This window comes from Streptomyces sp. NBC_00669 (genome assembly GCF_036226785.1).
Taxonomy (GTDB): Bacteria; Actinomycetota; Actinomycetes; order Streptomycetales; family Streptomycetaceae; genus Actinacidiphila.
Genome location: NZ_CP109018.1, coordinates 402,362 through 417,946, shown reverse-complemented (window position 1 = coordinate 417,946; position 15,585 = coordinate 402,362). Strand labels below are relative to the sequence as shown.

Sequence of the window (15,585 nt, the reverse complement as noted above, 5' to 3'; positions counted from 1 at the left end):
TTCCGCCCGGTGGCCGAGGCCCCGGCCGCCGGGGCCGCCCGGGTGCGCTCCCGGACGGCCCCAGCAGGTGTTCGCTCCGTTCAGGGTGCCGCCGTCAGTTCTGCAACCCCGTGTTGAGGGTGTTGAGCAGCGAACCGTCGGGGGTGTCGCCGGACATCTCCCAGATCATCGCGCCCAGGAGGTGTTTGGACTTGATGTACGCGGCCTTCTTGCCGATCGACCAGGCGTCGTCGAAGGACCACCACTGGCCGCCCTCGCCGGTGTAGCCGTAGGTCGCCACGGTCTGGTCGTTGTGGTAGACGGTCAGCCCCGGCACGCTGGTGACCAGGTTGTTGTAGCCGCGGGTGCCGGCCTCCTCGGCGAACTGGCCGGGCGCGGCGCCGTTGGCGCTCTGCCACTCGCCGTTCGCGCCGCCGCCGGTCACCTGCTGCCAGCCTCTGCCGTAGAAGGGGAGGCCGATGGTGAGCTTGCGCGGGCTGACGCCGGCGTCGAGGTACGTCTGCACCGCGCTGTCGACGCTGAAGTCGTTCGGGTAGGGCGAGTTGGGGTCGGGGTAGAGGTTGGCCTGGTCACCGGTGCGGTTCGGCTCCCACGAGTTGTCGCTGCCCGAGCCGTGGAAGTCGTAGCCCTGGATGTTCTCGATGTCCAGGTTCTTCGACACCTGCGGCAGGTCCCAGCCGGCGTCGATCTTCTTGGGGTCGGCCGGGGTGAAGGCGGTGAGCAGTTTGTGGTCGCCGCCGAGCGCGTCGAGTTCGGTGCGGAACTCGGCGATCAGCGCGGTGAAGTTGGCCTTGTCGGCGGTGCTCCAGTGGTTGCCGGGGTGGCCGTCCGGGGAACCGGGCCACTCCCAGTCGAGGTCGAAGCCGTCGAAGATGCCCGCGGCGACGCCCGGGCCGCCGGCGCCCTCGGTCTCCGGCAGGTTGCCCTTGATGTACATGTCGATGCAGGACTGCACGAACTTCTTGCGGGAGGCGTCGGTGGCGGCCACGTCGGAGAAGTACTTGGAGTACGTCCAGCCGCCGAGCGACATCACCACCTTCAGGTTCGGGTACTTGGCCTTGAGCTCCTTGAGCTGGTTGAAGTTGCCGCGCAGCTTGCCCCAGCCGTCGTCCGCCTGCCCGTTGACGGACTGCGAGGCGGGGAACGCCCGGCCGTAGTCGGCGTCCGCGTCCCCGGCGCCGTCACCCTGGTTCGGGTCCTCCGGGTCGGCCGTGGTGCCCTTGGTCACGCCGTTGAGGCAGGTGAGGTTGGTCGGGTCGATGTTGCCGAACGCGTAGTTGATGACGTCGAGCTTGCCGGCGGCGCCCGAGGTGTCGAGGTTCTTCACGAAGTACTGGCGGCCGTAGATGCCCCACTGCACGAAGTAACCGACCTTGGCGTAACCGCCGTTGCCCACGGCCTCCAGGGTGGTGACGGTGACCGCATTGCCGGCCGGCGAGACGTTGTCGGCCAGGTCACGGGCCTTGACGGTGAAGGTGTAGGCGGTGGCGGGCGCGAGACCGACCAGGGTGGTGGTGCGGGTGTCGGCGGGCACCGTCGCGGCGAGCGTCGAGCCCTGGTAGACGTCGTAGGCGGCGACGCGGATGTTGTCGGTTGCCGCGTCCCAGGACAGCTGGACGGTGCTGGAGGTGACGGTGCCGGCCCGCAGGTTGCCCGGAGCGGTCGGCGGGACGGTGTCGGTGGACGGGTCGAAGGTGGTCGCGGTGACCGGGGCGCTGGCCGGCCCGGTGTTGCCGCGGGAGTCCTTCGCCCGCACCGTGAACTGGTACGACGTCGCCGGCGACAGGTTCGGCACGGTCGCCGTGGTGGTGGCGCTGGAGGCCACGACGGTGGCCCCCTGCAGCACGTCGTAGGACGCCACGGGGAAGTCTCCGGTGGCCGCCGCGCTCCACTTCAGGCTCACCGTGTGCGCGGTGGCGTCGGCGACCGCGACCCCGGTCGGCGCCTTCGGGGGCACCGCCGGGCTGCCGTCGCACTTGTCGCCGTTGATCAGGCACCCCGTCGGCGTGCCGAGCGGGCCCGAAGCCTGGAACGTGTAGCTGTACGGATACGTGGACCCGTTCGCCGGAATCGTCGCGTTGTAGTAGGCGGGCGTGACGACGACATGGGAACCGGTGACCGAACTGGTGCCGTTGGTCTCGCTGGTGATCGTGACACCGGCCGGAAGGTCGAACTCCAGGCTCCAGCCGTTGACCGCGGCCGAGGAGCCGTTCTTGACGACGTAGCTGCCGGACCACGACGAGCCGCTGCCGGTGCTGCTGAACTCCGCGGTGAGCGCGCCGGCGGCGTGCGCGGCGGGGGTGTTGAGCCCGACGAGCCCGGCCATCGAGAGGGCCAGGGCGGTGAGTCCGGTGACCAGCCGGGCGCGTAACCGCACCGCCCGGCGGACAGGTCTGGGCGTTCTGAGTCCTGTGAACACGGCTCTCCTTGGGGGTGGGGGGATGCCCAGGGCGGCGTGGAACGGCGTGACTCCTGTTCCGCACCGCACTGCCGGGGTATCGCACAGCCAGGACAGCCGAGGCCGCTGTCGAGCGGCAATGGGTCGGACGAACAATTGGACTGTACCAATCGGTGCGCTGCGGGCAGGGCCGCGCGCGTTGCCGCAGATGAAAAGGGACTAGACCAATTGCCGTGATTTTACCTTCACTTGACCGTCTGGGGATGTCGGGCGCCGGACCGCCCGTGCACGACGCCGCTCCGCGTGACGAGGCGGCCGAGCCGGAGCAGGGGCGCCGGAGCGGGTGCCGCGCCGGATGCCGAGGCGCTGCCGCCGGTACGCGGGCGATCCGGCCCGACGGTGGCCGCTGGATGGCCGCGGAAAACGCAGCCCTTCCATGCGTCACGCAGGCTTCATCCGGCCGACTCGCCGCCCACAGCGCCCTGTTGACCTGCCCGCTCCGGGTCGAGTCGTGAACATCGCGACCGCTCGGCCGCGTTGTGCAGGTGCCGAGGGTGGGTGGGGTCAGTCCGTGCCCAACGGGTCGGTGAGTAGTTCGGGTACCGCGGTCAGTGCCGCCTCTCGCAGCGCGGGCATCGCACCTGGGTGCCGGTGTGGGATGGGCCGACTCGTTGTGCGCGGGGGTTTGTTGGTGTGCCGGCTCGGGGTCGGGTCGTGAATGTCGTGACCGCTCGGCTGCGTTGTGGGTGGGGTCAGTCCGTGTTCAACGGGTCGGTGAGTAGTTCGGGTACCGCGGTCAGTGCCGCTTCCCGTAGCGCGGGCACCTGCTCCGCCGGCACCCAGCGGTGCGGCCACCGCACCCGGGTGCCGGTGCGGGACCAACCGCCCACCGCGCACAGTGCCTTGTCCAGCGCCGGATCGCTGTAGCCGTCGGCCGCGAGCGGCGCCACATGGCGGTCGAGGAAGCCGCGCAGCCGCGCCTCCACGTCCGCCGCGCCCCGCGGGTCCGCGGCCATCTGCGCATACCAGCGCACCGCGCCGGCCGGACTCATGCAGGCGACGTTCGAGTACGACCCGGCGGCGCCACCGCGGCGGCCGGTCGCCAGCGTGTGGCCGGCCACGAACACCGCGAAGCGGTCGGTCAGGCCCTGAGCGACCTCCACCGCGGGCACCTTCAACCCGACCACCTGCGGTACCTCTTCGCCGATCCGCGCCAGCAACGCCGGCGTGACCTGCGTCTTCGCGTACGGCGGGTTGTACAGCACCAGCGGCACACCGTCCGCGGCGGCGGCGAACCCGCGCAGCGCGGCGACCACTTCACCGGGCCGCAGCGGCAGCCAGTCCGGCAGCACCACCTGGATCGCGCCCGGCCGCAGCGCCGCCGCCCGGCGGACCCGGTCCAGCGACAGCCGCCCGCCGGGGTGGCTCGCGCCGAGCTGGTACGGCACCCCGGCCGCGGCGCAGCGCGCGGCCACCAGCGCGTGCAGGCGGTCGTACTCGCCCTCGTCCAGGGTGTGGAACTCGCCCGCGGTGCCGTTGGTGTAGACGCCGTGCACGCCCGAGCCGAGCACCGCCTCCAGCGACTCCTCCAGGCGGCCGAAGTCGATCGCGTCGTCCGCGTCGAGCGGCAGCAGCGTCGGCGACCAGATGCCGCGCAGCGTCCGCGAGGTGAGTGGGTCCACCGATCCCTCCCCAGGGTCCGGGCCGGCGTGCGCGCGGCACCGCCGCCACGTGATCACCGAACATCGGACATCCTACGTGGGATGAGTGCTGCCGTCGATCGCACGCCGGGGAACCCTTCGCATCATGGGAAGTTCGGATCGTCGGAACAGCGGCTTGTCGACATGCCAGCTCGTCGGAACGTCCGATCGTCGCAACGACAGCTCTTCGCAACGACAGCTCTTCGGAACGACAGCTCTTCGGAACGGCGGACTTTCGGAACGTCCGATCGTCGGCACGGGCGGAATGTCGTAGTCCGGCCGCCCGAACTGCGGGCGCGGCCTTCGCCGTACACCCGTGAGGGGGCCGCCGCCCGCGCCGGGCAACGGCCCCCTCACCCCCATGGGCCACGCGTCAACGCGCCGGGCACCTCACCAGGTTCACCGGCGCGGGTGCCGGTGCCCGGGTGGGCCACGGCACCGTTGATCACGTGGTCGATCGCATCGGCCCGTCCGGCGGGCCTCCGGTACCCGTGAGCGAGCGGCCGCCCTCGCCGTTCCGCGCCACGCCGGACGTCCGGAAACGCGCCACGAACAGGCCGCTGGCCCGCACGTCGTCGCCGTTGACCACCACGTCGGCCGCCGTGCCGCCGGCCGGCCGGTCCTCGCCGGTGCCGGGTCCGGCGCGCCACACCCGGACGTGGTCGAGCAGCACATGGTCGCTGTTCACGACGAGCGCGGTGGCCGCCCGGCCGCCGTCGCCGATCCGGAAGCACACGTCCTGCACGGACGCCGGGTCGCGCGGGTCGCTGCGTCCGCCCCGCCGTGCGCCGATCTCCAGCAGCACGATCGCGGCGGCCGGGTCCGCGTCGGCCGGGTCCGTGTCAGCCGGGTCCGCGTCGGACGGTTCCGCGTCGAACCGCAGCCCCGCGATCCGCACCCTGCGCGCGTCCGCGACCGTCATCGGCACCACGCCCTGGCGCGGGGCGAGCGTCACATGGCCGAGCCCCAGCACCACCGTGCCGGCCCACTTGACCTTGATGGTGTCGGCCAGTTCGTAGCAGCCGGGGGTCAGCAGCAGGTGACGTCCTTGCGACAGCGCCTTGTTGAGGGTGCGCACCGAGTCGGAGGGCCTGGCCACGAAGAACCGGTCGATCGGCACCGACGAGCCCGGGGTGCTGCCGCCGGCCCAGCTCGCGCCGACCGCGCCGTGCCGCAGCGCCGGCAGGAACACCCGGTACCGGCCGCCCTCGTCGACGTAGAGGAACGGCTTCTCGCGGCTGAGCGGGCCGCCCGGCGGCGTGACCCGCGGAGCCGTGCCCGGCACCGAGTACGGCGGGTCGGGGAAGGCCGGCGCGGGCGCTCCCTCGACGCCGGCGAAGACCTGCCGCCCGGCCGGGTCCGGCCAACCGCCGACCCGGCTGTCCCGGGTGAGCGAGCGCTGCCGCGCGGTGTCGAGCACATCCCCGTCCACCACCGAGTCGGCGATGAACCCGTCACCGCAGGCGCCGTCCGGCCCCGGGCAGAGCAGGAGCCGGCCGCGGACGTGCACCCGGCGCAGCGGCGCGGCGGGGGAGACCTCCCACCGCTGGGTGCCGCCGGCGGGCAGGATCGCGAGGTTCTCCGCGGCGCGCCACGAGTCGGTGGCCGCGCGGTCGCCGCCGCCCGGCCCGCGCTGGTCCGCGGCCCGCACCGCGCCGTCGATCGTCACGTCGTCCGGGTGCGCGCCGAGGCCGGCCACGGACGTGCGGGGTCCGAGCCGTACGTCCACGGCGTAGCGGCCCGGCCTGAACAGCAAGGCGCTCCGGCCGCCGCCGACCGCGGCTGCGTCCAGGGCGGCCTGGACCTGCCCGACCGGCATGTCCGGGCCGAAGACCTTCACGTGCGGGCCGAAGTCCGGCTCCGCGGGCGGCGACTGGCGGGCGTACGGGGGCCGCTGCCCGCTGCGGGAGCGCGCGGTCCCGGGCAGGGGCGCGGGCGTGGAAGCGGGCGCGGACGCGGGAGTGGCGGCACCGGTCACCGGTACGGCGCCGGGCAGGGCCGCGGTGGTCATGAACGTACGGCGGCCGAGCGCGTCGCCGACCAGGGTGTCCGTCCCGCCCCCGGGTCTGTGCGCGGCTGCCGGGGCTTCACTTCCTGCGGCCCTGCTTGATGACATACGTACGACCTACCTCTGTCCGGACGGCCCGGCGGCACCGCGACGCCCGGGCGCTGCGCGCGGGCGGGGGCGCTTGTGCGCGAGCGGTGAGCCCCCGCTCTGAGAGCGCTCTCTGGGACGTACCTTGGAGGGCCGGGGGCGCCGTGTCAAGGCGTTGAGAGAGCGCTCTCCCCGATCCGCGGCAACCGGCGGCCTCTGGTGCGGGTGTGGCGGGTGAGGTCACGGGCCGGTGACGGTCCGGTCAAGGGTCGGGGGTGGGGTGGGGCGTTGCCGGGTGGGGGTGTGGCGGCCGGGGAGGGCCGGCCCGGGGTCGGGGTCGGGGCCGGAGTGCGAGGGGCGGGGGGTGGGGGTCTGCCGGGGATCGGCGGGCGGGGGTCAGGGGGTCTGGTCGGGGCTGTGGTGGGGCGCCCGGCGCGGGGCGCGCGCGTCCCAGGTCATCTGCTTCAGCTCCATCCGTGCGGCGGGCGCGGTGCCGGGGAGGGTGGCCCAGTAGGGGTGGGCGCTGATGCGGACGGACAGCCGGACCAGACGCCGGCGCAGCACCGTGGTGCGCGAGCCCGCGCCCGCGCTCGCCGCCAACTCGCGGTAAGTGGTGTACCAGTCGCGCTGGGCCTGGACGAGGTCGTCGGGAAAGGAGTGGGGCATGGCTGGATTCTGGCACATGTTCGAACTGCTGTGCGATTAGGGTGGTGGACCGGGTGTCGGGCGACCGCCGCGGCCTCCGGGCGTCGGGGCGCGTACGGCTGGGTCGTACGGTCGCGGCGCGGCCGGTCGGCCGGTCGGTACGCTCGCCCACGGCGACGCGCGGCCGGTCCGACCGCGCTTGCTCGGGCGCCTGGGCCATGGGGTCCGGGCGCCGACGATCACCTGCCGGGAGGGCTCGATGGACGTGGTGCTGCGTGCGGTGGAGGACGGTGATCTGCCCGTCTTCTTCGCGCAGATGACGGACCCCGAGGGGGTGTGGATGGCGGCGTTCACCTCCGAGGACCCGGCGGACCGCGACCGGTTCGAGGCCCACTGGGAGCGAATCCGCCGGGACCCGGCGGTCGTCACCCGCACGGTGGTCGGTGCGGGTGGCGAAGTCGTCGGGCACGCGGGCGCGTACGGGCCGCCGGAGGAGCGCGAGGTGACGTACTGGATCGGCCGGGAGCACTGGGGTCGCGGGGTGGCCACCGCCGCGCTGCGCGCACTGCTCGCCGAGGTGCCCGAACGCCCCCTGCGCGCACGCGCGGCCGCGGACAACGCCGGCTCGATCCGGGTGCTGGAGAAGTGCGGGTTCGTGGTCACCGGCACCGAACGGGGTTACGCGAACGCGCGGCGCGCCGAGATCGACGAGGTCGTCCTCACTCTGCCGGCCCCTTCCGAAACCCCCTGACCTGGCGGCCCCGCCGGCGCGAACGCGTCATGACCGCCGAGCCCGATCGCCACCGGGTCGACGCCCCTGACGGCGTGGTCCGCCGGCGTGTGCGCCTCGGCGTCCTCGCCGTCGACCACGAGGCGTGCCGGGTCGGGGTCGGCTTCCGCGCACGGCGCTCGCCCTCACTCCCGCCGGTGGCCACGCCTTCCAGGACGGCCACCCGACCCGAGCGGCTCGTCCACCGGATGGAACGCGGGCGACTCGGCCCCAGGGTCCTGGCGGGGGTGCCGGGAGTCGCACGCCGTCGGGCGAGCGGGTGGACGAGCGGGTGGACGAGTGGGTGGACGGGCCGGGCGGTCCCCTCGAATCTGCGCGCGTCAGGGCTGAATGGTCTCCAGGTCCTCGAGGAGGCCGGCGTGGGTCGGCTGCCAGCCGAGCGCCTCACGGGTGTGGGCGCTGGACGCCGGCTGGTCCATGGCGAAGATCGGGCCGAACGGGCCGAAGTTCTCCTGCGGAACCTCCTCGACCGGCAGGCCCAGTCGCCGCCCGATGACCGCGGCGATGTCCCGCACCGCGTCGCCCTCGTCGCCGACGGCGTGCCAGGACGTCCCGGCCGGTGAGGACTCAAGAGCCAGGCGGAACAGGACCGCCGCGTCGAGCGCGTGCACGGCCGGCCAGCGCTGGGTGCCGTCGCCCGGGTAGCCGGCCACCCCCGTGCGGCGCGCCTGATGGGCCAGCAGGCCGGCGAATCCGCCCTTGCCCTCGTTGTGGACCGTGCGCGGCATGCGGACGGCCGTGCCGCGCACGCCGCGCGAGGCGAGGTCCAGCAGTGCGTTGACCGAACGGCCGCGACCGCCCACCGGGCCGTCGGTCGGCAGCGGATCGGCCTCGACGGAGGCGCGTCCCGGCACCCAGGGCGTGCCGGAGACCGTGACGATCGGGCGGTCGCTTCCGACGAGTTCCTGCCCCAGCGCGGCGAGAGCGGCGCTCTCCTCGGCGATGGCCCGGGTGAGCGCGTCCGGACTGCTGTAGTCACGTCCGAACGCCAGGCTGATCACGCCGTCGCACTGCGCCGCGCCGGACCGCAGGGTGTCGAGGTCGGCCAGGTCGCCGCGCAGCACCTTGGCGCCGGCGCCCTCAAGGGCTTGCGCGGAGCCGTCCGAGCGAGCCAGTGCGAGAACGGTGTGGCCGTTGCCGAGCAGTTCGGAGACGACGGCGGAGCCGATGGTGCCGGTACCGCCGGTGACGAAGACATGCATGCGCTCTCCCTGAAAGTGATGAGACCATTGTCCCATCACCGACCCTACATGGTGATAGGACAGGAGTCTCATCACCTATCCTGGTCTCATGGCCAGATGGCAACCGGGAGCGGACCAACGACTCGTCGTCGCGGCGGTCGACCTGTTCACCGAGCAGGGGTACGACGCCACCACGGTGGCGCAGATCGCCGAGCGCGCCGGCGTCACCAAGAGCACCTTCTTCCGGTACTTCTCCGACAAGCGCGAGCTGCTGGTCGCCGGCCAGGAGACGCTCGGCAGGCTGCTCGCCGACGGCATCACCGAGGCCCCCGCGGGCGCCAGCCCGCTCCAGGCGGTGGCGGCCGGTCTCGAACGCGCATCGGGCGCCATGGGTCCGGCGAACCGCGAACTCGGCCCCCGCCTCAAAGCGGCCGTGGCGGCCAGTACCGAACTGCAGGAGCGCGACGCCCTCAAGAGCGTCGGGCTCGCGGCCGCCATGACGGCCGCGCTCGTCGCCCGCGGCGTCCCGGAGCCGACCGCGCACCTCGCGGCCGAGCTGGGAGTCCTCGCGTTCAAGCGGGGATACGCCCAGTGGTCCGAAGGCGAGCGTGACGACACGGAAGGGCTCGCGCCGCATGCGCTGGCGGCCTTGGAGGACCTGCGCGCGGCAACCGCGTCGCTGGGCTGATCGATGCCGCTCGGCTGCCCCGACGTGCGTGCCGTTCGCGGGCGTCCTTGCGTGCGCCCCGCGGGCGTCCGGCCGTTGAATGCCCTTCGGCCGCCGGAGTGGCGGGGTGGGGCGGTCAGTCGAGTTTGTGGACGGTGGTGTCGTCGGGGGTGAGGGGCCGTCCGTCCGCGGCGTGGACCTCCAGGGCGCGCAAGGGGCGGCCCTGCCGGCGGTCGAGAAGCTCGGAGTGGGGCTCGCCCGGGGCGAAGAGGTTCTGCTCGCCCCACTGCCGCAGGGCGACGACGACGGGGAAGAGGCCCCGTCCCTTCGGGGTCAGTACGTACTCGTGGTAGGCACTGCCGTCCGAGGCGGGCGCGGTGTCGAGGACGCCGGCGGCGACCAGGGCGCGCAGCCGCGTGGTGAGGATGTTCTTCGCCACGCCGAGGCTGCGCTGGAACTCCCCGAAGCGGCGGCTGCCGTCGAAGGCGTCCCGCACGATCAGCAGCGACCACCAGTCGCCGATGGCGTCGACCGACCGCGCGACGGGGCAGTCGCTGTCGTCGAAGCGGGTCCGCTCCACCATGGCGTGCCCTCCTCCTCATGTCCGGTTGCAACATGCTACCAGCTACGGCTACCGTCCATCTGGTAGCAAGATGAAACCGGATGTGAGGGGCTGCGCGTGGGACGCGATCACAGGGTCATGGCGGGCGAGGCCGAAACCGCGATCGATGCCGCGAGCGAAGCCGAGGTCTCGGGCGCAGGCACGGGCAGCGCGGGCACGGGCGGCGCAGGCACGGGAGCGCGCGCGGCGCCGAGCACGGGGACGTCCGGATTCAGGCTCTCCAGAGGGCTCACCCTGCTCTTCGCCGTGGCCTGCGGCACCGCGGTGGCCAACGTCTACTTCGCCCAGCCGCTCCTGGTGACGCTCGGCCGCGACTTCTCGATCGGCACGGCGACGGTCGGCGCGATCGTGACGCTGACCCAAGTCGGCTACGGGCTCGGGCTGTTCTTCCTGGTGCCGCTGGGCGACCTGCTGGACCGCAGACGCCTCGTCGTCGCCCAACTCCTCTTGCTGGCAGCGGCGTTGACCGCCGTCGGCACCGCCGGGAACGCCGCGCTGCTGCTGGTGGGCCTGACCTCCGTGGGGCTGCTCGCGGTGGTCACCCAGACGCTGGTGGCCTTCGCCGCGTCGCTGGCCGCGCCCGAGGAACGCGGCAAGGTCGTCGGCCTGGTGACCAGCGGCGTGGTCACCGGCATCCTGTTCGCCCGCTCCGTCTCCGGCCTGCTGGCCGACCTCGCCGGCTGGCGCTCGGTGTACCTCTGCTCGGCGGCCCTCACCGGCCTGCTCGCCCTGACCCTCCACCGCCTGCTGCCGTCCCGGAACAAGGCCGCGCCGAGGGCCGGCGGGTACGGTCAACTGCTGCGCTCCACCGTTCAGTTGTTCGCACGCGAGCGCCTTCTACGGGTACGGGCCCTGCTCGCCCTGCTGATCTTCGCCGCCTTCAGCACGCTGTGGAGCAGCGTCGCGCTGCCACTCAGCGCGCCCCCGCTCTCCTTGTCCCACACCGCGATCGGGGCGTTCGGGCTGGCCGGGGCCGCGGGCGCGCTCGCCGCCACCGGCGCCGGCCGGCTCAACGACCGCGGCCACTCCCGGCGCACCACCGGTATCGGGCTGGCCCTGCTCACCGTCTCCTGGCTGCCCCTGGCCTTCACCCGGCACTCGCTGTGGGCGCTGGCCGTCGGCGTGATCGTCCTCGACCTCGCCGTCCAGGCGGTGCACGTCACCAACCAGACGCTGATCTACGCGCTGCACCCGGAGGCGGGGAGCCGGCTGATCGGCGGCTACATGGTCTTCTACTCGATCGGCAGCGCCTCGGGCGCCGTCGCCGCGACCACGCTCTACGCGGCGGCGGGCTGGACGGCCGTGTGCGCGCTGGGCGCGGGGATCAGCCTGCTCGCGTTCCTGCTGTGGGCGGCGCTGCCTGAGCGGCCGGGCGCAGCGCCATGAGCACGATGTCGTCGCTGTTGTGGGGACCGGCGACCTCGCGGGTGAGGCGGGAGAGGAGTTCCGGGAGCGGCATCCCGCGGTGGGCGAGCAGCGAGGCCGCCGCGCGGGCGATGCCGTCGTCGATGTTCGCCCGGCGGTGCTCGACCAGGCCGTCGGTGTACAGCAGCAGGGTCGCGCCGGGGTCAAGGCGTACGTGCTGGTCGGTGCGGTCGGGCGGGGTGAGGGCGTGGTGGAAGAGCGCGTCGTGGACGGTCAGCTCCTCGACCCGGCCGTCCGCGTGCAGCAGCAGCGGCGGCGGGTGGCCCGCGTTGGTCCAGCTCACGTGCCAGGCCGGGCCCTGCCGGCGCAGGTGCGCGTGGATTAGGGTGCCGCCGGCCTCCAGCGGCAGGTGCGCCACCGCCCGTTCCAGGGCCGCCACGACCGCGGCGGGGCCCTGCCCGGGGTGGTCGAGCGCGGCCTGGCGCAGCATGCTGCGGACCTGGCCCATGACGGCGGCGGCGTGGATGTCGTGGCCGGTGATGTCGCCGACGGTGATCGCGAGGGTGCTGCCGGCGGCCACCGCGGGGGCCGCCGCGACCGGGCCGGGCCCGGAAACGGCCGAAGGCGCCGCCGAGGAAAGGGGCTCGGACAGGGACGCGAGCGCCTGCGGGGCCACGCTCAGGGGGATCGCGTCGTACCAGTCGCCGCCGACCATCTCCCCGGAGACCGCCGGCAGGTAGACCGCCGCCATGTCCAGGCCGTCCACCTCGGGCAGGGTGGTGAGCATGGCCTGCTGGAGCTGGTGGGCGACGTCGATCCGATCGTCCAGGAACACCGCGCGTTCCACCGCCTGGGCGGTGTAGCCGGCCACCGCGCTCAGCGCCGCGTACTCGGTCAGGTCGGTGCGGTGCGGCTCGGCCCACCCCGTCACCAGCACGCCCAGCGGCCCGCGTACGGCGGGCAGCGGCACGCACACCGCGGACTGGAGCCCCAGCGAGTCGTAGGCGGCGACGGCCTCGGCGCTGTACCACTCGACGAGGTGGGCGCGGTCGGGCACGGTCACGGTGCGCCGCTCCCGCAACGCCCGCGCGGTGGGGAACGCGTCCTGCGGGCCGTACCGTTCGAACAGGGTCTCCACGGCGTGCGCGGTGTCGGGGTCGGGGACCCGGCGCAGCTCCCCCTCGTCGAGGAGCACCAGGCCCACGTAGCTGGGCTTGAGCAGCCCGGAGACCAGTTCGCGCACCTTGCGGCGCACGTCGAGCAGGCTGACGGTGCCGGTCAGTTCCTCGGCCGCGCGCAGTTGCAGCTCCGCGCCGGCCAGCACCTGCTCGGCCGCCCGGCGGGCCTCGTCCGCGGCCGCGCGGGCCTCCTCGCCCTGGCGGTTGGCGATCCGCAGCCGCAGCTCCGCCGAGCACGCCTCGGCCAGGTCGGCGAGGTCCTGGACCTCCCGCCCGGTCCACTCGCGGACCACGGAGTCGATCGCGCACAGCGACCCCAGGACGTTGCCCCGGGCGTCGGTGAGCGGCATCCCGGCGTACGCGACCAGGCCCATGTCGGGGATGGCCAGGCTGTCGCGGGTCAGGTCGTCCGCCCGCACGTCGGCCAGCACCAGCGGCTCCCGCGACGCCACCACGTACTGGCACAGCGAGTGCGTCAGCGGTGTCTCCCGGCAGCTCGCCCACGGATCGCCGAGCCCCACCATGCCGGGGAAGACCTGCCGCTCGGGCTCCAGCAGGGACACCAGGGCGACGGGCACGTCCAGCAGGCGCGCGACCATCCGCGCGAAGCGGTCCATGTCGGGGTCCGACCGGGCGGTCAGTCCCGCCTCGGCCAGCCCGCGCAGCCGGGCCTGCTCGCGCTCCGGCGCCTCGCGCCCACCACCCGGACCAGCAGCCAAAACCGGCCCTCCCACGTCATCCGAGTCCTGCCCGTAGCGGCCGTCGGGCCGACGGCGCAACGTATCAGCATCCTAAGCAGCCCGCGCGCTCCCCGCCTGCCAGCCCGCCGTACCCGGGCCCCGCGGAGGCGATACGGTGCGGGGGTGGCGGGTGTGCCGAGGGGCGAGGGGGACCGGGCGGCGGGCGGTCGGGGTCCGGGTCAGGCTTCGGGCGCCAGGACCGGTACGGGTACGCATATGGACAGAGCTACGGGGTGGTCGCGGTGAGCGGGGTCGACACGGCGAGGTTCTGGTCGCTGCTGCGGCAACTGCCCGCACCGGACGACGCGGAGTTCCTCTACGGCGCGGACGAGGCGGGCCGGCTGCGGACGGACAACCTGCGCCGCTACCTGGAGTTGATCGCCCGGAACCGGCCCGGCGTCATGCTGATCGGCGAGGCGCCCGGCTACCGCGGCCACACGATCAGCGGCATCTCGTTCACGAGCGTCCGCCAGCTCACCGCCCGGCCCGGGCCGATCACGGGGGACCCGGACGGCGACGGCTTCCGGGTGCCGCGGGACCCGGCGTTCGGCTGGGAGGCGTCCTCGGCGGTGGTGTGGGGCGCGATGGCCTCGTGGCGCGGGGCGCTGCCGCTGTTCTGGCCGATCTACCCGCACCACCCGCAGGAGCCGGGGCGCCCGGAGAGCAACCGCACCCCGCGGGCGGCCGAGGTCGCCGCGGGCGCTCCGGTCGCGCTCGCCCTCGCCGAGGCGTTCGCGATCACCACGTTCGTCGCCGTCGGCCGCAAGGCCGAGGCCGCGCTCGCCCGCAACGGCGTGCCCGCGATCGCCGTACGCCACCCCGCCCAGGGCGGCGCCCGCATCTTCGCCCGCCAACTCGCCGAGCTGAACGCCTCGTTGACCGGCCAGACGCGGTAAGCAGGATGCCGTCCCGCCGCAGGCCGCCGCGCTCCTGGCCCGGCACGCCCCGCGGCCTGTTCGCGCGGCGCCCTGGACGCGCCCGGGCGGCATGAGGACGCGCCCGGACCGCGACGCCGACGTGGGCGGTTCGCCGTCCGGGCGCGGGGCCCCGAACTACCCGGTCAGGGCGTGTTGTTGGCCAGTGCCAGCAGTCGTGAGCTGTCGGCGCTGAACCGGTCGCGGTCCACCGCGCCCGAGATGCCGCTGATCGAACCGGAGTCGCTGTACTGCCAGAACGTCCAGAACGGGAAGCCGCTCGGGATGGTGGGGCTCGAGCCGGTCGTCCAGTACGCCACGTTCAGCGGGCTCCTGGCGGACATGCCGGTCCAGCCGCCGGTGCAGCTGTTCCACCAGCTCGCGCTGGTGTAGATGACGACGTCGCGGCTCGTCTTCGCCTTGTAGGTGTTGTAGAAGTCGAGAATCCACGACTGCATCGAGGCCGCCGACAGGCCGTAGCAGCCGCCCTCCAGGTCCAGCATCCCGGGCAGCGTCAGGTTGTCCGCCGACCAGGCGCCGCCGTGGGTGGCGAAGTAGGTGGCCTGCGTCGCGCCGCTGGAGAGGTCCGGGTGCGCGAAGTGGTAGGCGCCCCGGATCACCTTGGCGTTGTAGGCGTTCAGGTAGTTGGCGCTGAAGTTCGGGTCGGTGTACGTGGTGCCCTCGGTGGCCTTGATGTAGGCGAACTGGATGCCCGCGGCCTTCACCGAGGACCAGTTGATCGACCCCTGGTAGTGCGAGACGTCGATTCCCTCGGGGTACGCCGCGGCCGGGGCCATGATGCCCTGGGCGTTGAGCTGGAGGTGCTGCGGGTCCGGCTTGAAGTCCTTGCTGTCCTGGACGTAGCCGACGCCCATGTAGCCGTGGCCGAGCGGGATGGTGCTGCCCGACGGCGCGGGCGCGGCGGCGGCCGGGCCCGTCGTCGACATCGTCGCGGCCAGCGCCAGGCCGGCGGTGAGGACGGCGGCCGTCATCAGTCTCCGCGGCACAGCCCGGGCGTTGCGGTTTCGGGAGAACAAGGCTTTCCTCCAGGCACGTTGGGGTGGGGGGAGCGTGCGGGTGCGTGGTGAGCTCGTGCTCGTCCGAGGAGCGGGTCTACTCGCGTAGCCCTGGCCTCACAGGTGACCGCGGGAGATCGCCGGTCGGGGTGGTGTGGTGCGGGTGAGGTGCTCGTGGTGAACGCGCCACGAGTGACGCATGAACGACCCTGTCGCGTAAAGGGGTTGGGGAAATCCTCTGTGGTCCAGTCCAGTTGGCCGGTCGCGGAGCTGC

Annotated in this window: 12 protein-coding genes; 4 read left to right on the top strand and 8 right to left on the bottom strand. The window is 73.5% G+C overall.

Features of this window, described 5'->3' with window-relative positions; all coding sequences use genetic code 11:
- Positions 1-94: 94 nt before the first annotated feature.
- The 4 genes from OG896_RS01775 to OG896_RS01760 all read right to left on the bottom strand — a co-directional run bounded on the left by OG896_RS01775 (position 95) and on the right by OG896_RS01760 (position 6,859).
- The gene (locus OG896_RS01775) at positions 95-2,419 is read right to left on the bottom strand and encodes a glycosyl hydrolase family 18 protein (protein WP_443056903.1); all 2,325 of its coding nucleotides are present in this window, start codon (positions 2,417-2,419) and stop codon (positions 95-97) included.
- A gap of 731 nt (positions 2,420-3,150) precedes the next feature.
- Positions 3,151-4,080, bottom strand: a complete 930-nt coding sequence (locus tag OG896_RS01770) for a dihydrodipicolinate synthase family protein (protein WP_329361694.1) — start codon at positions 4,078-4,080, stop codon at positions 3,151-3,153.
- 463 nt (positions 4,081-4,543) lie between these two features.
- Positions 4,544-6,214 (bottom strand): coagulation factor 5/8 type domain-containing protein, encoded by a 1,671-nt coding sequence (locus OG896_RS01765; RefSeq protein WP_329361692.1) that lies wholly within the window; start codon positions 6,212-6,214, stop codon positions 4,544-4,546.
- A 375-nt stretch (positions 6,215-6,589) separates the two neighbouring features.
- Positions 6,590-6,859 (bottom strand): hypothetical protein, encoded by a 270-nt coding sequence (locus tag OG896_RS01760; RefSeq protein WP_329361690.1) that lies wholly within the window; start codon positions 6,857-6,859, stop codon positions 6,590-6,592.
- A gap of 238 nt (positions 6,860-7,097) precedes the next feature.
- Here OG896_RS01760 and OG896_RS01755 point away from each other — a divergent pair, with 238 nt between their 5' ends.
- A complete protein-coding gene (locus OG896_RS01755; RefSeq protein WP_329361688.1) occupies positions 7,098-7,589 on the top strand; it encodes a GNAT family N-acetyltransferase in 492 nt (163 codons plus the stop codon).
- Positions 7,590-7,948: 359 nt separating this feature from the next.
- Here OG896_RS01755 and OG896_RS01750 read toward each other — a convergent pair whose 3' ends face one another.
- Complete coding sequence (locus tag OG896_RS01750) at positions 7,949-8,830, bottom strand: SDR family oxidoreductase (RefSeq protein ID WP_329361686.1); 882 nt, start codon at positions 8,828-8,830, stop codon at positions 7,949-7,951.
- Positions 8,831-8,918: 88 nt separating this feature from the next.
- On the opposite strand from OG896_RS01750, the gene OG896_RS01745 reads away from it, so the two are divergent.
- Entirely contained in the window at positions 8,919-9,497 is a 579-nt protein-coding gene (locus OG896_RS01745) for a TetR/AcrR family transcriptional regulator (RefSeq protein ID WP_329361684.1), read from the top strand.
- A 115-nt stretch (positions 9,498-9,612) separates the two neighbouring features.
- Here the strand turns inward: OG896_RS01745 and OG896_RS01740 are convergent, their stop codons facing one another.
- Positions 9,613-10,059 carry a winged helix-turn-helix transcriptional regulator gene (locus OG896_RS01740; protein WP_329361682.1) on the bottom strand — a complete coding sequence of 149 codons (447 nt, stop codon included), beginning with the start codon at positions 10,057-10,059 and terminating at the stop codon, positions 9,613-9,615.
- 117 nt (positions 10,060-10,176) lie between these two features.
- Here OG896_RS01740 and OG896_RS01735 point away from each other — a divergent pair, with 117 nt between their 5' ends.
- A complete protein-coding gene (locus OG896_RS01735; protein WP_329361680.1) occupies positions 10,177-11,484 on the top strand; it encodes an MFS transporter in 1,308 nt (435 codons plus the stop codon).
- Here the strand turns inward: OG896_RS01735 and OG896_RS01730 are convergent.
- Positions 11,423-13,360: a GAF domain-containing SpoIIE family protein phosphatase gene (locus tag OG896_RS01730; protein ID WP_329361678.1), complete on the bottom strand. Its 1,938-nt coding sequence runs from the start codon at positions 13,358-13,360 to the stop codon at positions 11,423-11,425. The two genes, OG896_RS01735 and OG896_RS01730, sit on opposite strands and share 62 nt — an antisense overlap.
- 263 nt (positions 13,361-13,623) lie before the next feature.
- On the opposite strand from OG896_RS01730, the gene OG896_RS01725 reads away from it, so the two are divergent.
- Complete coding sequence (locus OG896_RS01725; protein ID WP_329361676.1) at positions 13,624-14,277, top strand: uracil-DNA glycosylase; 654 nt, start codon at positions 13,624-13,626, stop codon at positions 14,275-14,277.
- A gap of 164 nt (positions 14,278-14,441) precedes the next feature.
- Here OG896_RS01725 and OG896_RS01720 read toward each other — a convergent pair whose 3' ends face one another.
- Positions 14,442-15,287 carry a GH25 family lysozyme gene (locus OG896_RS01720; protein WP_329361673.1) on the bottom strand — a complete coding sequence of 282 codons (846 nt, stop codon included), beginning with the start codon at positions 15,285-15,287 and terminating at the stop codon, positions 14,442-14,444.
- Between the last annotated feature and the right edge of the window lie 298 nt (positions 15,288-15,585).